22 protein-coding genes are annotated in these 24,981 nt (G+C 37.5%); 11 read left to right on the top strand and 11 right to left on the bottom strand.

The features are described 5' to 3' along the window. Positions 1-10 precede the first annotated feature (10 nt). From pstB to blp2, 3 genes are all read left to right on the top strand, one after another. A complete protein-coding gene (gene pstB, locus F933_RS00110; RefSeq protein ID WP_005056236.1) occupies positions 11-925 on the top strand; it encodes a phosphate ABC transporter ATP-binding protein PstB in 915 nt (304 codons plus the stop codon). A gap of 145 nt (positions 926-1,070) precedes the next feature. After that, the gene (gene sohB, locus F933_RS00105) at positions 1,071-2,033 is read left to right on the top strand and encodes a protease SohB (protein WP_005057264.1); all 963 of its coding nucleotides are present in this window, start codon (positions 1,071-1,073) and stop codon (positions 2,031-2,033) included. A gap of 241 nt (positions 2,034-2,274) precedes the next feature. Next, positions 2,275-4,446, top strand: a complete 2,172-nt coding sequence (gene blp2 / locus F933_RS00100) for an Ig-like repeat protein Blp2 (protein WP_005057263.1) — start codon at positions 2,275-2,277, stop codon at positions 4,444-4,446. Between the two features lie 27 nt (positions 4,447-4,473). Here the strand turns inward: blp2 and F933_RS00095 are convergent, their stop codons facing one another. Both F933_RS00095 and F933_RS00090 read right to left on the bottom strand, forming a co-directional pair. Continuing rightward, on the bottom strand, positions 4,474-5,112 hold the full coding sequence (locus tag F933_RS00095) for a DUF2238 domain-containing protein (RefSeq protein WP_005057261.1): 639 nt from the start codon (positions 5,110-5,112) through the stop codon (positions 4,474-4,476). A gap of 36 nt (positions 5,113-5,148) precedes the next feature. Continuing rightward, the gene (locus tag F933_RS00090; RefSeq protein ID WP_005057258.1) at positions 5,149-5,499 is read right to left on the bottom strand and encodes a hypothetical protein; all 351 of its coding nucleotides are present in this window, start codon (positions 5,497-5,499) and stop codon (positions 5,149-5,151) included. Positions 5,500-5,647: 148 nt separating this feature from the next. On the opposite strand from F933_RS00090, the gene F933_RS00085 reads away from it, so the two are divergent. Together F933_RS00085 and F933_RS00080 are read left to right on the top strand one after the other, a co-directional pair. Then, positions 5,648-6,253: a GNAT family N-acetyltransferase gene (locus tag F933_RS00085; RefSeq protein WP_005057257.1), complete on the top strand. Its 606-nt coding sequence runs from the start codon at positions 5,648-5,650 to the stop codon at positions 6,251-6,253. Positions 6,254-6,360: 107 nt separating this feature from the next. After that, entirely contained in the window at positions 6,361-6,753 is a 393-nt protein-coding gene (locus tag F933_RS00080) for a hypothetical protein (protein ID WP_039909626.1), read from the top strand. Here F933_RS00080 and rsmD read toward each other — a convergent pair. Together rsmD and mrdA are read right to left on the bottom strand one after the other, a co-directional pair. Further along, on the bottom strand, positions 6,750-7,298 hold the full coding sequence (gene rsmD / locus F933_RS00075) for a 16S rRNA (guanine(966)-N(2))-methyltransferase RsmD (protein ID WP_005057253.1): 549 nt from the start codon (positions 7,296-7,298) through the stop codon (positions 6,750-6,752). The two genes, F933_RS00080 and rsmD, sit on opposite strands and share 4 nt — an antisense overlap. Beyond that, positions 7,298-9,331 carry a penicillin-binding protein 2 gene (gene mrdA / locus F933_RS00070; RefSeq protein ID WP_005057251.1) on the bottom strand — a complete coding sequence of 678 codons (2,034 nt, stop codon included), beginning with the start codon at positions 9,329-9,331 and terminating at the stop codon, positions 7,298-7,300. Before mrdA ends, rsmD begins: the two co-directional genes overlap by 1 nt. Positions 9,332-9,569: 238 nt before the next feature. Between mrdA and F933_RS00065 the strand changes: the two genes are divergently transcribed. The 4 genes from F933_RS00065 (at position 9,570) to F933_RS00050 (ending at position 12,445) form a co-directional block, all read left to right on the top strand. Further along, complete coding sequence (locus F933_RS00065) at positions 9,570-10,088, top strand: hypothetical protein (protein ID WP_005057249.1); 519 nt, start codon at positions 9,570-9,572, stop codon at positions 10,086-10,088. Between the two features lie 60 nt (positions 10,089-10,148). Continuing rightward, positions 10,149-11,462, top strand: coding sequence for a DUF445 domain-containing protein (locus F933_RS00060; RefSeq protein ID WP_005056210.1), 1,314 nt, complete (start codon positions 10,149-10,151; stop codon positions 11,460-11,462). Between the two features lie 83 nt (positions 11,463-11,545). Then, complete coding sequence (adk, locus tag F933_RS00055) at positions 11,546-12,199, top strand: adenylate kinase (RefSeq protein ID WP_005056208.1); 654 nt, start codon at positions 11,546-11,548, stop codon at positions 12,197-12,199. Between the two features lie 63 nt (positions 12,200-12,262). Then, positions 12,263-12,445, top strand: coding sequence for a hypothetical protein (locus F933_RS00050; RefSeq protein WP_005056206.1), 183 nt, complete (start codon positions 12,263-12,265; stop codon positions 12,443-12,445). Here F933_RS00050 and nth read toward each other — a convergent pair. Beyond that, positions 12,442-13,128, bottom strand: a complete 687-nt coding sequence (gene nth / locus F933_RS00045; protein ID WP_005057246.1) for an endonuclease III — start codon at positions 13,126-13,128, stop codon at positions 12,442-12,444. The two genes, F933_RS00050 and nth, sit on opposite strands and share 4 nt — an antisense overlap. After that, positions 13,129-14,016 carry an RnfABCDGE type electron transport complex subunit B gene (locus tag F933_RS00040; RefSeq protein ID WP_005057243.1) on the bottom strand — a complete coding sequence of 296 codons (888 nt, stop codon included), beginning with the start codon at positions 14,014-14,016 and terminating at the stop codon, positions 13,129-13,131. Between the two features lie 297 nt (positions 14,017-14,313). On the opposite strand from F933_RS00040, the gene gdhA reads away from it, so the two are divergent. Continuing rightward, on the top strand, positions 14,314-15,660 hold the full coding sequence (gene gdhA, locus F933_RS00035; protein ID WP_005057240.1) for an NADP-specific glutamate dehydrogenase: 1,347 nt from the start codon (positions 14,314-14,316) through the stop codon (positions 15,658-15,660). Positions 15,661-15,746: 86 nt separating this feature from the next. On the opposite strand, the gene F933_RS00030 is transcribed toward gdhA, so the two are convergent. From F933_RS00030 to F933_RS00010, 5 genes are all read right to left on the bottom strand, one after another. Next, positions 15,747-16,856 (bottom strand): META and DUF4377 domain-containing protein, encoded by a 1,110-nt coding sequence (locus tag F933_RS00030; protein WP_005057237.1) that lies wholly within the window; start codon positions 16,854-16,856, stop codon positions 15,747-15,749. Positions 16,857-17,044: 188 nt separating this feature from the next. Next, the gene (locus tag F933_RS00025) at positions 17,045-17,818 is read right to left on the bottom strand and encodes a DODA-type extradiol aromatic ring-opening family dioxygenase (protein ID WP_005057235.1); all 774 of its coding nucleotides are present in this window, start codon (positions 17,816-17,818) and stop codon (positions 17,045-17,047) included. Positions 17,819-17,927: 109 nt separating this feature from the next. Further along, the gene (rlmH, locus tag F933_RS00020) at positions 17,928-18,407 is read right to left on the bottom strand and encodes a 23S rRNA (pseudouridine(1915)-N(3))-methyltransferase RlmH (protein ID WP_005057233.1); all 480 of its coding nucleotides are present in this window, start codon (positions 18,405-18,407) and stop codon (positions 17,928-17,930) included. A gap of 322 nt (positions 18,408-18,729) precedes the next feature. Further along, positions 18,730-21,159 (bottom strand): endopeptidase La, encoded by a 2,430-nt coding sequence (lon, locus tag F933_RS00015; protein ID WP_005057231.1) that lies wholly within the window; start codon positions 21,157-21,159, stop codon positions 18,730-18,732. 151 nt (positions 21,160-21,310) lie between these two features. After that, a complete protein-coding gene (locus F933_RS00010; RefSeq protein ID WP_005057229.1) occupies positions 21,311-21,892 on the bottom strand; it encodes a 5-formyltetrahydrofolate cyclo-ligase in 582 nt (193 codons plus the stop codon). A gap of 635 nt (positions 21,893-22,527) precedes the next feature. Here F933_RS00010 and F933_RS00005 point away from each other — a divergent pair. Further along, the coding region (locus F933_RS00005) for an ESPR-type extended signal peptide-containing protein (protein ID WP_005057226.1) at positions 22,528-24,981 on the top strand (2,454 nt) is incomplete at its 3' end.

Below are 24,981 nucleotides of genomic sequence, written 5' to 3'. Positions count from 1 at the left end.
GGAGAGTACAATGAATACGATTGATATTATGAACGCCGTAGAAAAGGATAAATCAGTGAATCCACAGCAAAAAGAATTTACCTCATCTGAAGCTCAAGTTAAGCAATCTGATACTGCATTTGTTTCTCAGTTTGAAACGGCTTCATCGAATAAAAAGCCAAAAACGAGCGAAGTTAAAATCAGTACCAAAGATGTGCATGTTTACTATGGTGAAGCAGAAGCAATTAAAGGTATTGATTTAGATGTTTATAAAAATGAAGTTATTGCATTCATTGGACCATCAGGTTGCGGTAAGTCGACTTTCTTACGTACCTTAAACCGCATGAATGATACGATTGATAGCTGTCGCGTTACAGGTAAGGTGACATTAGATAATCAAGATATCTATGATCCAAATCTTGACGTTGTATTACTTCGTGCTCAAGTCGGTATGGTTTTCCAAAAGCCAAATCCATTTCCGAAGTCAATTTTTGATAATGTTGCCTATGGTCCTAAATTACATGGACTAGCACGTGACAAGTATGACTTAGAAGAAATTGTTGAGAACAGTCTACGTAAAGCTGGTCTTTGGGATGAAGTCAAAGATCGTTTAAGTCAACCAGGTACAGGTTTATCTGGTGGTCAGCAACAACGTTTGTGTATTGCACGTACCATTGCCGTCAGCCCTGAAGTAATTTTGATGGATGAACCGTGTTCAGCATTAGATCCAATCGCAACAGCTAAGATCGAGGAGCTTATTTCAGAGCTTTCAGAGCAATTTACTATTGCGATTGTAACGCATTCGATGCAACAAGCAGCTCGTGTTTCTGACCGCACGGCTTATTTCCACTTAGGTGATTTAATTGAAGTAAATTCAACGGAAAAAGTCTTTACTCAACCAGATCATCAATTAACTGAAGCATATATTACGGGTCGTTTCGGCTAATAAAAAGTGAATTAGAAAAGAGCCTTCGGGCTCTTTTTTTGTTATATAGATGAAAATGAATCTATTTTGCAAAAACGCTATTGAATTTTAATTGCACAGACCGCATGTTAGTCCAATAAAGACGAACTCAAAGAGCACATATTTTATGTTATTCCATTTACCTAAATTTCCTGCTGAAATTCGTATTAGTCATTTAAATGCACGTGTGAATGAACAAAGAAAAAGAATCGCACAAACAACTGCATCTCGTTTGGAATTATTACAACTTATGCAACAGCTCGCTAAAGAAGCGAAAGTGCGTAAGAAAAATGATAAAAAAATATATGTACTCGATTTTAAAGGTGATATACAGGCATCAGCTGTAGATACAATTCGTGAAGAAATCACGTTGATTTTAGCAACTGCAAAAGCAGGGCATGATCGTGTTGTAGTTCGTTTAGAAAGTCCAGGTGGAATGGTACATGGCTATGGGTTAGCGGCTGCTCAATTGGTTCGCTTACGTGATGCAGGTTTTAATGTCACTATTTGCGTAGATAAAGTTGCTGCAAGTGGTGGCTACATGATGGCATGTATTGCGAATGAAATTGTATCTGCGCCTTTTGCTGTGGTTGGTTCAATCGGTGTGGTTGCGCAAGTACCAAATTTTAATCGTTTATTGAAACAGCATAATGTTGATTTTGAGCTATATACAGCTGGTCAATACAAGCGTACCGTAACGATGTTTGGCGAAAACACAGCTGAAGGTAAAGCGAAATTTGAAGAAGAGCTACAACAAACACACGTATTATTTAAGCATTTCATTGAAAAATATCGTCCACAGCTCGACGTTGAAAAGGTCGCAACAGGCGAGCATTGGTATGGTGAAGATGCTCTTACGCTAAACTTAGTTGATAAATTAAAAACTTCAGATGAATATTTATTAGGTTTATTGTCTCAGCATGATGTTTATGTGATTAATACCCGTAAACGCCCAACATTTGGCGAAAAGCTTGGTTTACAAGCTGCGCAAATGGCTGAAACTTTAATCCCTACTGTTTTAGGAAAAGTTGCTGATACACTTTCGAAAGCCAATAGTACATTAGTACAAATGCGAGATCCAAAGTTTTAAGCTTCTATTTTGTATTTTCAAAACCAGTCTAAAGTGACTGGTTTTTATTTTTGGAACTGTATATTTTAATTCAGTATGTTTGTTATTTGAACATATGGTCAGTTAAACAAACTTGACAAAATTTTTAGAGGAATCGATTGTTGTTACTTCGATCATTTGATATTTTAACTGACAGATTAATTACTTAATGATTCATTAATCCATAATTTTTAAAAAATAAAATTGATCAGTGAGCATAATAATGACAAGAGTTGTTGTTTCTTCAAAGCAAAACTTGAATATTTTACAAGATGGACAAATCAAAAGCGTGGTTTTAAACCAAGCCTCTATTATTCAAGTGAGTGTCAATCAACAAGACATTAAATCAATTGTTAAACAAGGCAATGACCTCATTATTACACTTAAAAATGGTGAAAAAATTGTAGTTAATGATTTTTTTAATGATGTAAATATTAGTGAACATACTCTAGCCTTACAGCAAACCGATGGAACGTATGCCGTTGCTCAATTTGATGATGCTGGCAAATTCATGCGCTATTCTCCTGCGACTCAATTATCTCAATTTGCTTATACAGAGGCACCTACACAGGTTGCTGTTACTCAGAATGATAATGCAGATATGGGTATTAGTAAGGCACAATTAATTAAAGTGGGTTTAGTTGCTTTAGCTGCTGAAGGTGTATATTTATGGGCAGTGAAAGACGATGATAAAAATGAGAGTAATAGTAATAAGCCTACCGATATTTTACCTCCAACTACACCTACAGCTTCTTTAAGTTCGGATACCCAAACTATAACAGGGAAAACCGAAGCAAAAGCAAAAATAGAAATTCGAGACTCAACAGGAAAAATTATTGCAACTGGACACGCTGATAATGAAGGTAGTTACACCATTAAGCTTGAACAACCTTTGGTGAATGGTGCTAAGGTGAGTGTAACGGCGGTAGACAGCTCTGGAAATGCATCTAAAGCGACTGTGGTTACAGGAACAAAAGATACGATAGCGCCCGATAGCCCTAGTGCACAATTAAATGCAGATGGAACGATTGTCACAGGCAAAGCAGAAGCAAATGCAAAAGTTTCTTTGTTTGATGCAGATGGTAATTTACTGGGTACAGTAATAGCAAATAAAGAAGGAATGTACTCCATCAAAGTTTCTCCTGCTTTAACCAGTGATAAAGGCGGAATCGTGATTGCGGAAGATGCTTTTGAAAATAAATCAGACCCATCAAAAGTGTTTGCTGGTAAAGATACATTAGCTCCAGACCAACCTTTAATTGAAGTGAGTAAAGAGGGGAATTCTATCCACGGACGTGCAGAAGCAAATGCAAAAGTGAATATTAAAGATGCCGATGGAAAAATTATTGGAACAGGTGTTACTGATGCACAAGGTAAATTTGAAATTACCATTTCTCCTGCATTAACAACAGGTCAGAAAGGCTCGATTATTATTGAGGATGCCGCAGGAAATCAGTCTAAGCCTTTGGAAATTACCGCAGGAAAAGATACCATTGCACCAGATAAAGCAACTGCACAATTAAATGCCGCAGGTGATTCAGTTACAGGGATAGCGGAAGCAAATGCAAAAATAGAAATTAAAAGTATTGATGGTAAAACAACATATGGAACAGGTACAGCAGGCGCCGATGGTAAATATACAATCATCTTATCACCTGCTTTAACAGATAAAAATATTGGTAAAGTTTATGTCGTAGATGCTGTTGGTAATCGTTCTGACGCAACTGATGTATTAGGGACAAAAGATACCATAGCCCCTAATAAACCACTATTACAAACAGCGACTGATGATGTTGGAGCAGTTAAAGGGACAATCTCGGCAGGTGGGAGTACTGATGATTCTAAGCCAAGTTTGTCTGGGTCTGGTGAGGCTAAAGCTATTCTGACAATTTATGACAATGGAATTGCAATTGGCACGGTGATTGTCGCAGATAATGGTAAATGGAGTTTTAATATTGTTCATGATTTGAGTTTAGGGCCTCATAAAATTACTTTGACTCAAACGGATGCTGCTGGAAATACCAGTGAATTGAGCGATCCTTTTATATTTACTGTAGTTGCACCAACAGTTTCTAACATGTCGAATGTTGATGAGACATCATCAAATGCAATAGAAATGCTGTTAAGTGATCATGTCGGATTGAATGGAATTGAATTAAATATCGAAGTTGATCCACAGCCAACAGTGCTTGAAAATATTTCTATACATGATCTTTTGTCATCTTCAAATGATTCATTAAATGAAATAGATACATTGCTCAGTCAATTTAACTCAAATAATTCGATACAATCTGAAGGTAGTGTAAAATCAAATTCTTCAGCTTTTGATGGCTCACTCAGTGTAAAATCAGATTTAATCGAACAAATGGATATATTGCAGCACGCAATCGTTTAGACTTATTATGTCGCTAAATTAAAACTCTTATTTTGTAATAAGAGTTTTTTCTTTGTATAGTTGAAATATCCCGATTAGGATCGCGCCAATAGTAGCAAGGAACATATCTTTATGGGCATCCCAGACATCACCTTGTTGACCATTATAGTTTTCTGCATCTTCTGGTGATAATCCCATTGCAATCCACCATTCAATTAACTCATAGAACATACTTGATGCCATAACAAATTGGATCACTAGCAGAAATATAGTTAAAGGTTTTGCATTTGGTAACCACACCTGAAAACAACGATGAAAAAATGGATAGAGTAATAGACCATATGCAAAATGAACGAGTCGATCATACATATTGCGAGACCAACCTAGATATTCATTAAGATTAAAATTAAATAAACTGATCAACCACTCGTTATAAGGGACATAGGAGTATAAATAGTGCGCACCAATGATATGAATCAATAAAAACAAAAGATATAGACAAAAACTAGAAAAAGAGATGCCAATTTGCCACATCGTTATAACCAGTACAGCCAACATAAAAACCGTACCGACTTGATGTAACAGATAAGCTTCGAACTCAAGAGGATGAATGCTGGCTAAAATTATGGCAAATAACAGAACTAACAGGGTAAGGTAATGCTTTAAGGTTAGTTTTTTTTCTATCATGCTAAGTCCATAAGCAATCAAGCAAGTTAAGCGTATTTATTCTCCAGCCTCAATTTCAATAGATTGATTGCGAGGTGAAATACCACCTAAAGCCTGACAAGCTTGTATATATAATTGATACTTTTGTTGTACAACTTCATCTAATGGCATGTCAAAGAGATCTTCGCCATTTTTGTATTGTTCTACATAATGAGATGCTTTTTCTTTGTTCGCTGCAAGTGTTTGTTGATAAAAAATAGATATCGACGAGGCACCTAATTGGCTCGTTTCGATATTTTTACATTCAAAGTCTTTTAGCAATTTTTCTGCACGTTTAACTTCGCTAGACTTACCAAAAATGCAGCCCGTTAAACTTATAAAAATAATAAATAGCAGGAAAAACTTCATAATATTTTAAGAAAAATTTTAAAGATCCTATTATTGTATATAAGATTAATTTTATAAATGCGCTATTTATGTCTAACATGATAAAAAAATTAAATATTTAACTCCATTAAACCATTCGCACAAATAATAAACACAAAAAGGAAAAGTTATGAACATTCGAAAAGCAGAGCAAAGAGATGTGAACGAATGTGTTCCATTGATTTACAGCGCGGCAGTGCCATTGTTTGATCATATTTATAAATATAATCACATCAGCGCAGAAGATTTTATCCGTAAAGAGTTTTTATCTGAGCGAGGCTACACTAGTTATAAATTGCATTGGGTGGTCGAACATAAAAATAAAGTAATTGCTGTAGTTGCATGTTATGGAAAGAATGATCTGATGCATATGGATCAGGGAAGTTTGAAAAATATCTGGATAACTTACAGGTTTGGATTTGCTCGGGTTTTGTCTAGAGCTTTGCAAGCAGGCTCTGTTGTAACTAAGCCAAGTGAGTCATGTTTGCATATCGCTAATTTTGGTGTTCATCCAAGTTATCAAAGTCAGGGGATTGGCTCCTTATTGCTACAGCATTTGAAAGTATTCGCTCAGCAACAAGGTCATATTGCATTGTCTCTAAATGTATCACAACAAAATATGAGAGGGCAGAAACTCTATGAGCGAATTGGTTTTAAGGTCGTCAAGCAAACCATGTTTAAGGGTACAAATAACGATACCATTCCTAATGGTCGACGCATGGAATGGTTATTTTAAAAACGCTAATTTGTAATTACAGTATATAATGGTATTCAATCAATTGATAAAAAATGATTTTTAGCTGTTATGCTATGGTAATGAATTATCTAAATTTTAAGCACAAGATGCGATGCTTTGTATTCGGACTATTAATGAGTTTTGCTTTAGATGTAAATGCAGAAAACTACAATTTTTTTGAAGAGATAGCCAATGATGATGAGATGTTCGATGCTGCTTATCCGCAAATGAAAACTGATTACTCTGTGTTGCATAATCAGTTTTTTCAAGATGAGCGTTGGAAAGTCTATAATTATACTGCCTATCAAACCAATCAGTTTAATCAAAAAATGTTAACTGGTGAGACCAACAATCTATCTCTAGATGATTTTTCGATTTCGCTTGGTTATGGCATTGTTTATCAATTAAATAGCGCCAATCGGATTGGCTATGAATATCTTTCAAGTTTTCCTTTTGATCGCGGGCAGCTCATCCGATTTTTTTGGTTACGTGTTTTCTAAATTATTTTTTGATAAAGACCTGCTCGCACGACACCTGCTTTTGTTTCTTTGATTTTTTTCCATGAATTTGGCAGTTGGAGCTGGGTGAGTTCTCGATCAGCTTCGACATAGATATATGCTTTATCAACGATCAAAGGATCAGCTAATTCTGCCAACTCTTGCCAGAGATCAAGACTATACGGTGGGTCAAGAAAAACGACGTCATACGTACCGCTTAACTTTTTTAAAGCTTGCTGTGCAGTTGATACGATAAGCTGACAGTTCTCATTTTTGAATAGTTGAATATTTTGCTTTAAGAATCGTGCTTGTGTCGTATCAGGTTCAATCATTGTGACTTGGCAAGCACCGCGTGATAATGCCTCGAATGCGAGAGCACCAGAACCAGTGCATAAATCTAACACATGTGCATTTTGTATGTCCCACATGAGCCAGTTAAACAAAGTTTCCCGAACACGATCTGGGGTTGGACGTAAACCATCAATCTCTGCGAAAGCTAAAGTACGTCGCTTGAATTCACCACCAATGATTCTGAGTTGATTTTTCATTATTCAGAGTCTCCATTAGTTGGTGTTGCTGGTGTTGTTTGAACAGCGGCTGTAGAACTCACAGGACTGGATGCTGGCGAAGTAATACTATTGTTGCTTGAAGCTAAATTAGCATTATTACTATTTGATAGTTCACCAGGTTTAATACCAGCAGTCATTAGACCACCACTTACTTGGTGATTTGTTGGGCGAATCGGATTCTTCTTGCGAGTCACTAACCAATAATCAAAAATAGGACGAGCAATTTGTGCGGCTGAGCCACCATGTTTACCATTTTCCCAAACCACTGCAATTGCGATCTCAGGATTATCGGCAGGAGCAAAGCCAACAAATAAGCCATGATCCCATTGTCTTGAAGAAAGAGCTGCCTCGTTATAACGTTTGCCTTGAGCAATACTTTTGACTTGCGCAGTTCCTGTTTTACCAGCTATTGAATATTGCAGTCCACCTTTAATACCTCGTCCCGTACCTGATTGAATAACATCAATCATTGCTTCATGCATATTGGTCCAGTCTTGCTCTGTTCCGTTGAATTGGATTTTGCCATCTGGTGCATTATGTACGGTGAATTTTTTTGAGCCTTTAGTATCACGAAGCACGTGAGGTGTAACATGTGAACCTTTATTTGCTGTGATCGCTGTCGCCATCGCAAGCTGTAAAGGGGTTGCTGTAAATGCGCCCTGACCAATACTGACTGAAATGGTTTCGCCTTTTAACCATTTCGAATTTCGTGTTCTCATCTTCCATTCAGGGCTTGGATATAAACCTGAACTTTCACTTGGTAAATCAACACCAGTTTTTTCTCCAAAACCGAATTGACGCATCCAATCATTCATTTTTTCTATACCCATCCGATAAGACAAGATATAGAAATAAGTATCACAAGACACGACCTGAGCTTTGTGTAAGTTCACAGCCCCGTGACCACTCTTTTTATGGTCACGAAAGCGATGGCTATCACCTGGCAGTGAAAAATAACCCGGGTCAGAAATTGCAGTGCCCCAATCGACTAAACCATAATGAATCCCACCAAGACCAAACATTGGTTTAATCGTTGAACCTGGAGGATAAGCACCTTGAACTGCACGGTTATAAAGCGGTTGATCTAGATTGTCACGTAAACCACTATAATCTTTTGTGCTGATGCCTGTAACAAATAGATTGGGGTTAAAGCTCGGACTTGAAACCAAAGCTAAAATTTCACCAGTACGAGGGTCCATCGCAACAATGGCGCCTCGACGATCAACTAATTGTTGAGCTGCAATAGTTTGCAAACCAAAATCAATGGATAAATATAAGTCATTGCCACGAACAGGGGATTGCTTACCTAAATTACGCAGTACATTTCCATGTGCATCAGCCTCAACCGATTCGAAACCTGGTATGCCGTGCAATAACTCCTCATAACTCTTTTCTGCACCAATTTTTCCAATCAGATTAGTACCTGCGTATAAATCTTTATCAATTGATTTAAGTTCTTTGTCATTAATTCGCCCGACATATCCAATCACATGCGCAAATAGCTCACCATGTGGATAGTAACGTGTCATTTGAGTTTCAATTTTTACGCCCGGAAATGCATATTTAACTTCACTAAACTTGGCAATATCTGCTTCAGTTAAGTTGAGTTTGATTGCAATCCGTTCCGTTTTTCGGGCAGTTTTAACACGACTTTTGAAACGTTCTACATCTTCTTGAGATAAATTTAAAATAGGAGTTAAACGAGAAATTGTTCCATCAATATCGCTGACATCTGCGCGGCTTAGAGTGGCTGTGAAAACAGGATAGTTATCAGCAAGTAAAACCCCATTACGATCATAGATATAGCCACGAGCTGGAGGTAGAGGTTGCAGTCGAATACGGTTCTTATCAGAAGCTGTTGTAAAATCGTCATAGTGCACAATTTGCAAATATGCATAGCGACAGATAAGTAAAAGCAAGAAAATTACAACAACAAAAATAGCAAATAGAATTCGACCCTTATAAATGCGCTTTTCTTGCTGCATGTTTTTTAAAGGAAAGTGCTGTTTCATAAGGCGTCGACTTAATTACAAGATAGAGGAAATAATGCCGAGCATTTTAACGTAAGTTGCACGTTCATACTGTAGAATTTTCAACTGTTCATAAAAATGATACTGCGACAGCTTTTGACTTTGCAGACATTAAAATAGTACGGTCTTGTATATTAGAAGCAAAATAATTCTGTTAAAGTCACAAACTGTTTGAAATAGGATTGTCCAATATACACTCTTAGGGAAAATGGAGAAAATAATGAGAAAATTTCAAGTTTTACTGGCGGTTTTAGCTCTCACTGGTTTTGCTCATGCTGAAGAAAATGCATATATGCCTGAAGCAAAATTAACTGGAGCAAATGTTTCAACATGGAATATTGGTGCAGGTTTTACTAAAAAATTACTACATGCAAATCTTGAATGGGTGAATCCATATGGAATTGCTTATGCAAAAGCTGGTGCATTTCTAAATGATGAAAATCCAGCAGGTGGTCAAGTTGGATTCCGTTATCCATATCATTTAACAGGCACGGATAAAAATGGTTATTACATTGGTGCTTATGCTGGACATATTGAAAGTAAACAAATTGATGGTGAAGAAAAAGCACGTTTAGGTGCAGGTGTTGATCTTGCCTATGTTTGGTTGAATTCAGAACGTATTAGTACTTTTAGTGTGGGAATTGGTGCTGGCGAACGCATGAAAAATGCAAATGGAGATCTTATTGAAAAGACCGAGCCAACAATTCAGTTCTCTTATACCTTAAGTTTTGGTTTATAGCAGGTGAACTACTTATTCACTTAGTAAGCTGAAATCTATTAATAACTTTGAGAGTCATGCATGTTTGATTACGTCAATGAATTGTGGCAGATTTTCTTAGCGCGTCCAGATTTTTGGGCAGTTCTCAGTATTATACCTGTGACTGCTTTTGTGACTTGGGCACACGTGTGGATGGCCTTGAAAATGGTTTTTTACCCAATTAAATTTTGGGGATTCCATTTAGGGCCATTACCTGTAGGTTGGCAAGGAATTGTACCTCGTAAAGCAGGGCGTATTTCAGGCATTATTACTGATAATACATTATCAAAATTAGGTTCATTGCGTGAATTTTTAGAAGCAATGGATCCTGAAGATATGGCAATGATCATTGGTGAGCAAGTTGGTTTTGAGCTTGAACACCTAATTGATGAGGTCATGATTGATCGTAATGCCGTTTTGTGGGAAAACTTACCATTTTCAATCAAACGCCGTATTTATGCTCAAGCACAAAAACAGTTGCCAAATACTTTAAGGGAACTTGTGACTGAGTTGACCATGAACGTAGAGTCACTTGTTGACATGCGTGAAATGGTAGTGAGTCAAATGGAAGGTGATCGACGTTTAATGGTACGTATGTTCCTTAAAGTTGGTCAAAAAGAAATCAATTTTATTTGGCACATTAGTGCATTGATCGGGATGTTCTTCGGTATTTTCCAAATGATTGTTTGGTTTGTTGTGCCGTGGCATTGGACAGTTCCATTTTGGGCAGCGATTTGGGGATTCTTAACCAACTGGATTGCAATTTGGATGGTATTCAATCCGATAGAACCGCACTATATACGTTATCCTCAGCTCTTTCGTTTGACTAAAGATCATAAATTTCCTTGGATTGTACCTGTACTAAAAATTGGTACATACAACGTTCAAGGTGCGTTTATGAAGCGCCAAGAAGAAGTTTCAGATGTCTTTGCCAGTGTGGTGACAGAAGACTTAATTACTTTGAAATCGATTATGACGGAAATGATGTATGGCAGTAAAAAAGATAAAACACGTCGTATTGTCAAGCGTCATATCAACGAAATTATGGAAACCCCATTAGTCAGAACCTCATTACAGCTTTCATTAGGTCCAAGAGAATATGCTAGACTCAAGACCGACTTGATTGATCGCTCAATTGAAATTACTATGGGACCAGTATGTGACCCAGCTCTGAATGCAAGTCGTGCGCAGAAAATCTTTCAAATGTTTAGAGACCGCATCCGTGAACTAACGCCGAAAGAGTTCCAAAATTTATTGCGGCCTGCGTTCCAAGAAGATGAGTGGATTTTGATTGTTTTGGGTGGAGTAACTGGCTTTTTTGCAGGTTTGATTCATCTATTTGTTGCTTTCTTATAATTAATTTGATGTTGGTTGAGCAATAAGTCTGTATTATATTGCTCAATTTAAGATTTATTGTTTTTAAATGAGGATGTTCTTTTATGCGCATTATTTTACTCGGACCACCTGGGGCAGGTAAAGGTACTCAAGCTCAGTTGATCTGTAAGCGCTACAATATCCCACAAATTTCAACCGGTGATATGCTCCGTGCTGCGATTCGTGAAGGAACTGAACTAGGTCTTAAAGCGAAAAGTGTAATGGAGTCTGGTGGTTTGGTATCAGACGAACTCATTATTGGTTTGGTACAAGAGCGTATTGCTCAACCTGATTGTGTAAATGGTTGTATTTTTGATGGTTTCCCACGTACGATTCCACAAGCTGAAGCTTTAGAAACAGCGGGTATTTCAATTGATCATGTGATTGAAATTGAAGTTCCAGATGAAGAGATTGTTCAACGTCTTTCAGGTCGTCGTCAGCATCCAGCTTCTGGTCGTGTTTATCATTTGGTTTATAATCCACCTAAAGTGGAAGGTAAAGATGATGAAACGGGTGAAGATTTAGTTCAGCGTCCAGATGATCAAGAAGAAACAATCCGTAAGCGTTTAGGATCATATCACAGTGAAACTGAGCAATTAGTTGGTTTCTATCAAGGTCGTGCAGCTTCTGGTGAGAATGCACCGACTTATAATAAATTGAATGGCTTACGTGCAATTGAAGAAGTTCAAAACGAATTATTTGCGATTTTGGATAAATAATCTGAATTGTTAATATAAAAAGGGGCTCTTCTTATAGAGCTCTTTTTTTATTTGGAGCTGATCATGCTAAAATTTGTGCTTATTATCGTGGTGATATTGAGTGTCATTTTACTGTTGTTTTTATTATATCAAAGCCAAAAAATGCTTCGTCATGTGCAAAAGCAACAAGCATTGGAAAATAAGCAAAATGGTAGACCGCGTCAGCTACATCCAAAATTACAACAAAATAAAAAACCTCAGGACTAACTGAGGTTTTTTATTGCAATTGATTTGACAGCACCAAATTCAAAGCGATCAGGCCAATTACAAACATCGGATACAATACACTCTCCACATTTAGGCTTACGTGCTATACAACAATAACGACCATGTAAAATTAACCAATGATGTGAGTCAATAATAAATTCTTTAGGAATCACTTTAATTAAACGATGCTCAACCTCGAGAACATTTTTACCTACTGCCAAACCAGTTCTGTTACCGACACGAAAAATATGCGTATCAACTGCCATGGTCGGTTGTCCAAAAGCAGTATTGAGTACCACATTCGCTGTTTTGCGTCCTACACCGGGTAAAGCTTCTAGTTGCTCACGTGTTTCTGGGATTTGACCTTGATATTGGTCTACAAGAATTTGGCAGGTTTTGATCACATTTTCGGCTTTGGAGTTATATAAGCCAATGGTTTTGATATATTCTTTTAACCCATCAATTCCAAGATTCAAAATAGCTTGAGCGGTATTAGCAACAGGATAGAGTTTATCTGTCGCTTTATTTACACTGACATCCGTGGCTTGTGCAGAGAGTAAGACGGCAATCAGTAACTCAAAAGGTGAGGAGTAATTCAGTTCAGTCTGTGGATGAGGTCTTTGTTCACGTAAACGTTCAAAAAAAGTCTGAATTTGCTTTTTAGTCATATTCTTTACGGGCATTTAGATGTCCTGCAATTCATTTAAACGTTGTTGTAAAGCAAGCAATTGAACTTGTTTTGATTCATCGGCGCGAACACTCAGCTGCTTTTCAAGCTTCTTGATCTGTGTGCGTAATTTCGCTAGTTCAATTGTCGTTTTTGCATCCAGTACTGGGCTATCTTTAGGTTTATCGACCAAAGTAATGACTGGTAGATTGTTTTGTGACTGAGAGAATTGAGCAAAAAGCTCAACATCAATTTCAGCACGTACAATTGGTCCTTTGCGATTTAAGCGTTGTTTTTCTTCGCGTTGGATGTGTGCGTAATAGCGATGTCTTAAATCATCCTGTTCAGCTAAACGTTGTTCAGTTGTTGGGATAGGTTTAGGGTCAGGAATCAAGTCGATACAATCCACAGGACAAGGTGGAATACATAATTCACAGCCTGTGCATAGATCAGTCAAAATACTATGCATTAATTTACCACTACCAATAATGGCATCGACAGGACATGCACTAATACATTTGGTACAGCCGATACATTCATCTTCTCGAATCACCGCTTTGATTCGTTGTGGTCGACCATCAAGTTGAATATCCCAAACACTGGATTCTGCCGTTAACTGTGGGCGGTCTAATAATGCTGCCAATGCATCAGCAACAGGTTGTCCACCAGGAACACATTTATTTGCTTCTTCTCCCTCAGCAATTGATTTTGCATAAGGTAGGCAGCCATCGCGATGCCCACATAAACCACACTGTGTTTGCGGTAAAAGTTGATCGATTTGGACAATAAGCGCATGTTGAGCAGTAGGTGACATGTATTGGAGATGACTGGTGCTAAACTGGGTGCTCAGTATAGCAAATAATGCTTTAACACGGCGGAAGCAATCTAAATATATGCGATGCATATGGATACACTTATTGCCTAAAAATGGTGCTAATGATGTGTTTATTTAGTGCGTATTTGTATGTTTATCGATCTTGATAGCAGGATATCAATCATTTTTTCTAATTTGTGGAGTATTTTATAGATATTTATTATATAAATAACGAATATTTCACAATATAAGAATTTGATTTTTAAAAATAATAATGGATTAGTGTAAAAATTATATTGTGATGAAATCGCAATCTGTATTTAATGGGTACAAAATCCTATTTTGGTGCATTTTTAGCACCAATATAAAACACTTACTCGGGGGTGGATGTTGAAATACAGTAGCTTAAATGACTTTCTCAATTATGTTAAAGCTAGAGATCCTGATCAACCTGAATTTTTGCAAGCTGTTGAAGAAGTAATGGCCAGTTTATGGCCATTTATTCAGAAGAATCCAAAATATGCTCAATATGCTTTATTAGAGCGTTTAGTAGAACCTGAGCGAGCCATTCAATTTCGAGTATCTTGGATGGATGATCAAGGTCAAACGCATGTGAATCGAGCTTTTCGTGTTCAATACAACTCTGCTATTGGTCCATTTAAAGGTGGAATGCGTTTTCATCCTTCAGTAAATTTATCCATTTTAAAGTTTTTAGGCTTTGAGCAAACTTTAAAAAATGCCTTAACTACACTGCCAATGGGTGGCGGTAAAGGTGGTTCTGACTTTGATCCTAAAGGTAAATCTGAAGCAGAAATTATGCGTTTCTGCCAAGCATTGATGCTCGAGTTGTATCGTCATTTAGGTGCAAATACGGATATTCCTGCTGGTGATATTGGTGTTGGTGGTCGCGAAGTGGGGTACATGGCAGGTATGATGAAAAAGCTAAGCAATGACACGGCTTGCGTTTTCACTGGGAAAGGTATTTCTTTTGGCGGTAGTTTGATGCGTCCAGAGGCAACAGGCTATGGAGCAGTCTATTTTGCTGAAGAGATGCTAAAAACACGTGGTCAAAGTTTTAATGGCAAAACGGTTTCTATTTCGGGTTCTGGAAATGTCGCACAGTTTGCGGCAGAAAAAGCCATGTTCTTGGGTGCAAAAGTTGTTAGCTTGTCGGATTCGAATGGTACTGTCTATTTAAAAAATGGTTTTACTGATGAATTACTTGCAGAAATTATGACCTTAAAAAATGTCAAGCGGGGACGTGTTTCTGAATTTGCTTCAAAACATGGATTTGAGTATTTCGAAGGTAAAACACCATGGCATATTCCTGTGGATATTGCATTACCTTGTGCTACACAGAATGAGCTGCTAGCTGAGGATGCAGAGCTACTCATACAAAATGGGGTAATCTGCGTTGCAGAAGGTGCCAATATGCCCTCTACACTCAATGCAGTTGAAAAGTTCATTGCTGCTAAAATTCTTTATGCTCCAGGTAAAGCATCGAATGCAGGTGGTGTAGCGACTTCTGGATTAGAAATGTCTCAGAATGCCTTACGTCTTGGCTGGAGTCATGGCGAAGTAGATGAGCGTTTGCATGCAATTATGAAAGATATTCATGCGAATTGTTTAAAATATGGCACGCAAGAGGATGGTACGGTAAATTATGTTGACGGCGCCAATATTGCTGGATTTGTAAAAGTTGCAGATGCCATTCTCGCGCAGGGTATTTATTAAAAATCTCCCAAAATCCCGCTTTAATAAAGAGGGGCTTTGCATAAAAAATCCGATGCAATTGCATCGGATTTTTTGAAAGCAATTAATTAAGGTTTTTTAACAATTTCTTGTTCAACAACCATATCTAACACATCAGCGAGACTCGATTGGTCAGCAGCAGGATTTTTAATTTCAAAGCGCTTAACTCGTACAATCACACGTTGATTTGGATTGTGTTCAAAGCCTTCGATTTGACCATAGTAAAGTGACCAGTCTTTATCTGCATAAGTTTTGATGCCTTTGTCATCATACTTAATCTCACGAACTTGCATACAAGTTTGTGGTGCAACACCAACACAAGATTTAGTTTCAGGCGCAATTTCTAGGAAAACTGTTTTACCTTCAGACTGATACTTCGCTTCAGCTGTCATTTTTCCGACAAATGTGTATTTTTGACCATTCGCATCATTGATGGTTAAAGTTGGTTGATCTAAGTTCGTTGCGTTCACTTCAAATGGAATTTGACGTTTTTGTAAAAGAGTTCCTGCGAATTGCTCTTGTTTCATAAGTGCTGGATCACATGCCATCATTGTTGATGCACCATCACCTGTCGCGATCAAACCATTTTCAATTTTCCATGATGTATTTAAGCGATTACAACCTGTATCTACAGATAAGCGATCGTTGGCTAAGAAGCTTAATACGATTGGACGTTTGGTATCAGCAGGTTGATATGACCAAGTGTAGTTGGTTAACACGTTGCTATTCGTCACTTTTGCACCTGTAAATACGTGTTTTTGCCCTTTGCTATCAGTTACAGTCAAGATTGCTTGACCATTCGTCGTACTGATTTGAAATGGAACTTTTTTATCACTGAAAATATCAGCAGATAAACGTTCTTGTTGCATTAAATCATCTGCACAAGCCATTTTTGTTGACATAAGTGCCGAAGTTACAATGTTATTGCCTTCGACTTTCCAAGTACCACCTTGACCATTACAACCTGTTTGAATAGCAAGTCTTTGATTATCATTAAAAGATAAAACTAAGGGTTTTGAAGCTTTGGAACCTTGATAAGTCCAGTTATATTCAGCTAAAGTTTTTGCACTCGATGTTGTATTTATTTGAGAAATTACACCGTCAGTTACATTTTGTACGCTTTGACACGCCATTAAAGAAAGGGGAAGTAAGGCAAGAACTAAATATTTAATTTTCATATTTAAAACAACAGTAAATAAATAACAGTAATAAGCTTAAAGTATTCTTAAAAAAAGAAAATGTAATCCGTTTAGTGGTTAAGTGTGTTAAATGTATCTAATTGTAAAATTTAAAAAGTATAACAATTTAATAGACTTATTTAAAGAAGATAAATAAGCCTATCATTTATTCTCTTTAAGCATGAGAATTAATCAAAACGATAAATATCCATGCCAAGTGAGCCCATTGAGAAACTACTATGAACAATATTAAATCGGTGACCCGTACCCATTGCAAAAAAAAGTGGGGCCAAATGTTCAATAGTCGGATGATTGTGTTGAATAAAAGGAAGTGATGGCCAATCTAACACGCCATCATAGTCTTGATGGCTAAGCTTACTAACAACTGTATTTCTAAACGTACTTGCCCAATTTGGTACATCTGCATCAGCTTGCCATGAAAGCTCAGCAAGATTATGGGTAATACTACCAGATCCAATCAACAAAATTTGTTGCTCACGTAAAGGGGAGAGAACCTTTCCAATTTTATAAATATCATCAGCATTCATGTTCATGGGCAATGAAATTTCGATTACAGGAATATCTGCTTCAGGATACATGTGCAGCAAAGGCATCCACACGCCATGATCACGTGGGCGAGTACTATTTGCATGTGCTGAAAGACCAGCATTTTCAAATAAACTGAGTATTTTTTCTGCAAGTTGAGGTTCACCAGCGGCTGGGTAATGAATTTCGTAAAGTTCAGGTGGAAAGCCACGAAAATCATGCCAAGTTCTTGGTCGAGTTGATGTACTCACCTCTAATGCTTGGCTTTCCCAATGGGCAGACATCACAATAATCGCTTGAGGTTTAGGGAGATTGGTACTCAAACGATATAATGCTGGTCCAACTTGCTCAGGATCAAGTGCAAGCATCGGTGAACCATGAGAAATAAATAATCCTGGTAAAGTTTGCACGTTCATAATTCAACACCTGATTTGAAATACAGCTTTATCGTGACAAATTCATGTCAATATTGACAGCCCTTAAATCTCAACAGATTGTTCTATAATCAGAACAAATCATAATGATCTAAGCGCGATGATATGGATGATTATGATTAATACTCATCGCTCGATATAACTGTTCAATGAGTAGAATACGAACCATTGGATGCGGCATGGTTAATTTTGAAAGTGACCAATGCCATGCCGCTGCTTTACGTACGGCATCTGAATGCCCATCCGGACCACCAATCGCGAGCGCAATATCATGACCTTCAAGCATCCACTGCTTCATGGTATCCGCTAATTTCTCTGTACTCAGTTCTCGACCGCCCACTTCCAATGCGATTAAAATTTCATTGGATTTGAGCGTATTTAAAATACTGTCGCCTTCAATTTGACAGTATTTCAAAATATCAGCTTCAGAATCATTTTTGCCACGTTTCGCCATGGGCAATTCAATAACTTGAGTTTGTACAAACGGCTGAATACGTTTGAAATAGTCCTCAAATCCAGTTAAGACCCATGCTGGCATTTTTTGACCAATGGTCAGAATACGAATTTTCATAAAATAGATAGGGTAAAAAATTATTCAGATTATAAACCCTAGCGATAGGTCGTGCGCTTAGTTCACGCTTTAAGTTGTCATAAAAAATACAAAGAGCGTATTCAGACTAAGAATAAAAAACGCAGCTCAAAAGAAGATGAGCTGCGATCAAAGAGTCATCTGTCTGGAGTTCAGATGGCTCTAGAAAAATGAGTTCACAAGTCAAATTAATCTTTATTTTTATCGACTCTATTTCATTATGCAATATATTGGTTGTTTTTCAATCAAATTGTGTAACAAAAAAAGAGAGCCGAAGCTCTCTTAATTTTATTGAGTAGAAGACTTAATGGCGTGCAGCCTTTGGCTCTTCTACTTGTTTTACAATTGGAGTCTTAGGTAATGGCTTAGGGGTATCCGTTAATGCTAAAGGTAGGATTTCATCAATACTCTTCACAGCTTTGATTTCTAAACCTTCTTTCACATTTTCTGGAATTTCAGCTAAGTCACGTACGTTGTCTTGTGGAATAAATACCAGTTTTACTCCACCGCGGTGAGCTGCAAGAAGTTTCTCTTTCAAGCCACCGATACGCATCGCACGACCACCTAAACTTGTTTCACCAGTCATCGCAATATCTGGACGAATTGGAATGCCTGTAAATGCTGAGACAAGCGCCGTTGTTAGTGCCAAACCAGCAGATGGTCCATCTTTTGGTGTTGCACCTTCAGGTAAATGAACATGGATATCGGTTTCTTCAAAACGAGTAGCTTCGATTCCAAGGTCATCCGCGCGAGTTCTTACAACAGTCATTGCAGCAGTAATCGACTCTTTCATGACATCACCGAGCGAACCCGTCGTAATGAATTTACCTTTACCTTTTACAGCAGCGACTTCAATTGTTAATAACTCACCACCCACTGATGTCCACGCCAAGCCATTTACACGACCCACTTGTGCTTCATCTTCTGCAATACCAAAGTCAAACTTATGTGGACCTAAGTATTCTGGAAGATTCGCAGAGGTAACATCAATTTGTAAGTTTTTAGACTTCTTACTTACAGCTTCTTTCACGACTTTACGAGCAATTTTAGACACTTCACGTTCTAAGCTACGTACACCTGCTTCACGTGTATAACGTTGCACGATGTCACGGATCGCTTCTTCGTGGACGCTTAACTCTTTTGCACGTAAACCATTGTTCTTGATTGCTTTCGGAACAAGGTAGCGTTCAGCAATATTCACTTTTTCATCTTCGGTATAACCCGGAAGACGAATCACTTCCATACGATCTAACAACGCTTCAGGAATATTCATACTGTTTGCAGTACAGATGAACATCACTTCAGAAAGATCAAGATCAAGATCTAAATAATGATCGTTGAACTTATTGTTCTGTGATGGATCAAGCACTTCAAGTAGGGCAGAAGCTGGATCACCACGGTAGTCTTGTGCCATCTTGTCGATTTCGTCGAGTAAGAACAATGGGTTCTTCACACCAACTTTCGTTAAAGACTGTACAATTTTACCTGGCATCGCACCGATATAAGTACGACGGTGACCACGGATTTCAGCTTCATCACGTACACCACCAAGTGCCATACGAACAAACTCACGACCTGTTGCTTTTGCTACAGATTCACCAAGTGAAGTTTTACCAACACCCGGAGGACCCACTAAACACAAAATTGGACCTTTGAGTTTTTTCACACGTGATTGAACTGCAAGATATTCAACGATACGATCTTTCACGTCATCTAAGCCGTAATGATCTGTATCTAAAATTTCCTGTGCTTTCGCAAGGTTAATGCTAACTTTGCTCGCCTTATTCCAAGGCGTATCTAAAATCACTTCTAGATAGTTACGAACCACAGCCGCTTCGCTTGAAGCTGGTTGCATTGCTTTCAGTTTACGAAACTCAGCTTCTGCTTTTTTGCGTACATGCTCAGGTAAATCTGCTTCAGCAAGACGTTTCTCAATTTCAGCAACATCATCTTCAGCGCCGCCATTCATATCGGAAAGCTCACGTTGAATGACTTTCATTTTTTCATTTAGAAAGTATTCACGTTGGTTCTTTTCCATTTGACGTTTTACACTGTCGTGCAAGGTTTGTTCAATTTGCTGTTCAGCAGATTGATTCATCAAATAGCTCATGAGCTCTTGCAAATGAGCTTCAAACTCATCGTGTTCTAAAAACTTTTGTTTCACTTCAATGTTTAAAGGTACACGAGTTGCTACGAAGAACATAAGTTGTAATAAGTCTTCGATTTTATTGGCTGCTGCAACAAGTTCACGTGCATTACGTAGTTTCGCCTCTGCATATTGAGCGAATAAAGTGCGTAATTCATTTAAACGAGTTTCTTGAGCTTCTTGATCCAATGGTAATGTAATTGGACTGAGGCTGTGCTCAGCAGTTAAGTATTCTTCACCATCAATAATGCGCTCTAATTTAGAACGATGTAGACCTTCAATCAGTACTTTGATGCAGTTTTCATCATTCTCATGATTCACCACTTGTACGATTTTAGCCACAGTTCCATATTGATAGAGATTATCGTGATCAATTTCTTCTGTAAGCGAATCTTTTTGCGCAACTACAAATACTAGATTGTCACCGTTACGAGCTACATCCACTGCATTGATCGATTTTTCACGACCCACAAATAGCGCAATTTGCATGTGCGGATAAACCACAACATCACGTAATGCTAATAGTGGTAATATACTTGGAACCTGTGGCTCTAAGTTAGTTTCGTTATTTAAAATATATTCAGACATGAGCACTCCTAATGAGTGACAACGGTGTTGCCATGTTTTTTATAGTGATGTGCATTTAAAAAATTACAAGGGTTTTTGCTAAGAAATTATTAAAAAAAGACTAAATTGCTCGGAATTTTTATAAAAACTCTTAAAATTTATGCAAATTATCTTAGAAATCATAACGTTTTTCTGACGTTAACAAACTATCTAGTGGCTGATCCCATTTTTGTCTAATTATGGGCTGATCAATATATTGAAATGAGTGTGCAATGCCTAGACGAAATGGTCGATGAGGTGCTGTTGCTAAAGTACGATCATAGTAACCGCCTCCCATGCCAATTCTTGTCCCTGCATGATCGCATGCGACTAAAGGCATAATCAGTAAATCTAGTTTTGATACATGATAACCACGACTTGCCATTGGTTCTTTCATCCCTAATGGATGATGTGAAAAACGCTTACTGAAATATTGATGAGAGCTAATTTCGACCCATACAAGTGTTTGATTCATATTACAAATCATAGGCAGATAAACTTGTTTTTTATGTCTAAAACACAATTCAATGATTTTTTTAGTATGAACCTCACCAAATGCATGTAAATACAAGCCAATTTTTTGGGCAGATTTAAAATGAATGAAATATCTGAGTTGATTTAGTATGGCTTGTTCGATGTTTGCATGCTCAAAACGGTTTAAGCATTTTCTTTTTAATCGAATATGTTTTCTAAGCGTTTTTAAATGACTGTTCATGATGTTTCAAAATTTAAAGCTTGTTAAGAATAATACTTGATTTACAAGCTGACTTCTCCTTGCTTATCCATATCTATTTTTGAGTTTACAAAGATTATTTGGAATCAAAGTTTGCCCAACTGCAACGGAAATTCACAGATAGATCAATCTAATTTTTATATAAAAAATGAATTTTTGGCGTCATAGTCAAAAAATTATTATTTAAAGTTAAATATATTTGTAAGAAAAATTTAACAAAAGCTGCTTTATCCTAATTAAATCAATACTTTTTTTGATAAAAATAATTTTTGATACAAATATTTTTAGATAATAAAAGTACAAAAATGTCAATTATTGTCATGTATGGCGTCTTTTTTTAAATCACAGTCTACAATTTAGTTGATAAGTGTTATTTGTTTTTGCTCTTAGATAAATATTAATAACTGTTTTTGATTAAGTTTTATTAAAAAATAATAAACATTATATGAAAGTGTAGTGTGTGTTTTTAAACACGGTATAAAAATAATATTGTGATTTACTTGGCATTTAAAAAACGTTATTTTATCGAACAATAAATTACATTTTTTTACTTAATAGACAGACATGTATACATAGGGAAACATGTTTTAACGTTTAATGTGAGTCTGGGAAAAATTATGAACAAAGTATATAAGGTTGTTTGGAATGCCTCTTTGGGTGTTTGGGTTGCGGTTTCAGAATTAGCAAAAAGCAAAACTAAAAACAGTCAAGGGGTTGTTGGTGATCTAGCAACTCAAGATAATGAAGATAGTTTTGCCGTATCTAAGTTTTTTAATTACAAGGCATTATCATTAGCTGTATTTGCCGTATTTACAACAAATTTTGCATTTGCTGGCTATGAGGCGGGTGGAGCAACGACTCGTGCAAACTGTACTAGAACAGCGAATGGTAGTGGAGCAGAAGCTGCTTCAATCGCTATAGCCAATGAAAATAGTATTGCTTGTGCTTCGGCTGTTGAATCTATTGCAATAGGTGCAAATATCGCTGCTCAAGGTGAACAGTCCACTGTTATAGGTAATGATGTCATTGCCAGTTCAACAGCAATTCAATCAGTTGTTATTGGTTCAAACTTTAATGCAAACCCCACTACATCGAATGGTAAAGGTGGTGTTGCAATAGGTAGTGGTTTATCTGGTAGCCATAAAAGTCCAATCGCTGACGGACAAGGATCTTTGGCGTTAGGTTCGAGTGGCGATGGTACAGCTATAAATGGTACAACATACAATCAGCAAGGTCCGGATGCGAAAGCAGCTTATAGTGCTGCTTTAATGGCAGGATCACAAACTGCTACAGGTGCGGACCGATCGATTGCATTTGGTGTAGATGCTAAAATCGCTGCGAATTCAAAAGATAGTATTGCTTTAGGTACAAGTAGCAATACGGCTGCGAATAATAGTATCTCCATAGGTAAAGGATCATTAGTTTCATCAGGTTCGAACGACTCAACTGCAATTGGTGCAGGTAGTGAGGTCAGAGCTATTAGAAGTATTGCGTTAGGTGATGCTGCGAAGGTGCTTGCAACAGCTACTCAAGGTGTAGCAATCGGTTCTGCAACTGAAGCACGAGGTGATCAATCAACTGCAATTGGTAACAATACAATTTCTCAAGGTGATTCGTCTGTTGCAATTGGTGGTGATGACATTGATAAAGTTGCTACAGCTCACGGAACGCTTTATAACCAAATTACTGGCGCTACGATTACTACTGGTACATATACTGCAACTGAATCTACCGGAGCAGGCAGTACTGCAATTGGTGTGCAAGCGAAATCTGGTGGTGTTTTTTCTACCGCATTAGGTATGACTTCTGCTGCTACTGGTGATGCTTCAGTTGCCTTAGGTGTTAAATCAACAGCTACAGGACAAGGTGCATTAGCGATTGGTGCTGTGTCAAATGCTGTAGATAAAGGTACAATTGCTGTAGGTATTAACTCAAAATCGGCTGGTGAAAACTCTGTTGCAATTGGTTCAGGTAGCACAAGTACAACAGGTGCAAACACTACGGGTGCTAATGCAACAGCGATTGGTAGTAATACAAGTGCTGCTGCTAATGGAACTGCGATTGGTTCGGGAGCTAAAGCGACTGTTAGTGGTGGTGTCGCGATCGGTTCAAATTCGGTTGCAAATGTTGCTGCGGGTGTTACCGGTTTTGATCCAGGAACGGGTACTACTTCTACTCAAACAACGAATGTTTGGAAGTCAACTCAAGGAGCAATTGCTCTAGGCGATGCTTCAAATAATATTACTCGTCAGTTAACTGGTTTAGCAGCTGGAACAAACGATTCTGATGCTGTAAACGTTGCGCAATTAAAAACTGTAACTAATCAAACATTTAAATTACAAGCGAATGGCGATACAGCATCTGCTGTTAAAACAAGTGATACCGTCCAATTTATAGATGGTAAAAATATAAATATCACTCGTTCAGGTAATAATATTACGGTTAAAACTGTTGATAATCCAACATTTACAACTGTTACGACAGGTAATAGTAAACTTGATAATAGTGGCTTAACAATCACTGGTGGACCAAGTGTTACAAGTACTGGTATTAATGCTGGTAGTAAAGTAATCACTAATGTTGCCGATGGTAGTGTTGCATCAGGCTCAAAAGATGCAGTGAATGGTGGACAATTGTTCACGACTAACAGTAACGTAACAACAGCGCAAAACACTGCAAATACTGCTTTAACCAATGCAAACAATGCACAGACTTCTGCAAATACAGCGCAAAGTACAGCTAATACAGCTTTAACTGAAGCTCAAAAAGGTTTGAATTTTAGAGCAAATGCAGGTGCTACAGATAAAGTCGGTTTAGGTGAAACCATTACTTTAGCAAATGGTACCAATACAACTGTAACTTATGATGCAACAACAAATACTTATAAATATAGTGTTGTTGATGCACCAACTTTCGCAGGTACTGTGACTGCTGCTAACCTTGCAACTGGTGGAACATTAAGTGTTACTGGTGTAAGTAATCTTAATGGCGGTGCAAATTTAAATAACCAAAAAATTACCAATGTAGCGGATGGTAGTGTTGCATCAGGCTCAAAAGAAGCAGTGAATGGT

The organism is Acinetobacter beijerinckii CIP 110307, assembly GCF_000369005.1.
GTDB classification, from domain to species: Bacteria; Pseudomonadota; Gammaproteobacteria; order Pseudomonadales; family Moraxellaceae; genus Acinetobacter; species Acinetobacter beijerinckii.
The sequence above is the reverse complement of the archived record's forward strand: the minus strand, read 5'-3'. Positions and strand labels throughout refer to the sequence as shown.

Bases quoted from the DNA above. Each gene is read 5' to 3' on its own strand.
- pstB (WP_005056236.1), top strand. From the start codon at position 11: ATGAATACGATTGATATTATGAACGCCGTAGAAAAGGATAAATCAGTG.
- sohB (WP_005057264.1), top strand. From the start codon at position 1,071: ATGTTATTCCATTTACCTAAATTTCCTGCTGAAATTCGTATTAGTCAT.
- blp2 (WP_005057263.1), top strand. From the start codon at position 2,275: ATGACAAGAGTTGTTGTTTCTTCAAAGCAAAACTTGAATATTTTACAA.
- F933_RS00095 (WP_005057261.1), bottom strand. From the start codon at position 5,112: ATGATAGAAAAAAAACTAACCTTAAAGCATTACCTTACCCTGTTAGTT.
- F933_RS00090 (WP_005057258.1), bottom strand. From the start codon at position 5,499: ATGAAGTTTTTCCTGCTATTTATTATTTTTATAAGTTTAACGGGCTGC.
- F933_RS00085 (WP_005057257.1), top strand. From the start codon at position 5,648: ATGAACATTCGAAAAGCAGAGCAAAGAGATGTGAACGAATGTGTTCCA.
- F933_RS00080 (WP_039909626.1), top strand. From the start codon at position 6,361: ATGCGATGCTTTGTATTCGGACTATTAATGAGTTTTGCTTTAGATGTA.
- rsmD (WP_005057253.1), bottom strand. From the start codon at position 7,298: ATGAAAAATCAACTCAGAATCATTGGTGGTGAATTCAAGCGACGTACT.
- mrdA (WP_005057251.1), bottom strand. From the start codon at position 9,331: ATGAAACAGCACTTTCCTTTAAAAAACATGCAGCAAGAAAAGCGCATT.
- F933_RS00065 (WP_005057249.1), top strand. From the start codon at position 9,570: ATGAGAAAATTTCAAGTTTTACTGGCGGTTTTAGCTCTCACTGGTTTT.
- F933_RS00060 (WP_005056210.1), top strand. From the start codon at position 10,149: ATGTTTGATTACGTCAATGAATTGTGGCAGATTTTCTTAGCGCGTCCA.
- adk (WP_005056208.1), top strand. From the start codon at position 11,546: ATGCGCATTATTTTACTCGGACCACCTGGGGCAGGTAAAGGTACTCAA.
- F933_RS00050 (WP_005056206.1), top strand. From the start codon at position 12,263: ATGCTAAAATTTGTGCTTATTATCGTGGTGATATTGAGTGTCATTTTA.
- nth (WP_005057246.1), bottom strand. From the start codon at position 13,128: ATGCCCGTAAAGAATATGACTAAAAAGCAAATTCAGACTTTTTTTGAA.
- F933_RS00040 (WP_005057243.1), bottom strand. From the start codon at position 14,016: ATGCATCGCATATATTTAGATTGCTTCCGCCGTGTTAAAGCATTATTT.
- gdhA (WP_005057240.1), top strand. From the start codon at position 14,314: ATGTTGAAATACAGTAGCTTAAATGACTTTCTCAATTATGTTAAAGCT.
- F933_RS00030 (WP_005057237.1), bottom strand. From the start codon at position 16,856: ATGAAAATTAAATATTTAGTTCTTGCCTTACTTCCCCTTTCTTTAATG.
- F933_RS00025 (WP_005057235.1), bottom strand. From the start codon at position 17,818: ATGAACGTGCAAACTTTACCAGGATTATTTATTTCTCATGGTTCACCG.
- rlmH (WP_005057233.1), bottom strand. From the start codon at position 18,407: ATGAAAATTCGTATTCTGACCATTGGTCAAAAAATGCCAGCATGGGTC.
- lon (WP_005057231.1), bottom strand. From the start codon at position 21,159: ATGTCTGAATATATTTTAAATAACGAAACTAACTTAGAGCCACAGGTT.
- F933_RS00010 (WP_005057229.1), bottom strand. From the start codon at position 21,892: ATGAACAGTCATTTAAAAACGCTTAGAAAACATATTCGATTAAAAAGA.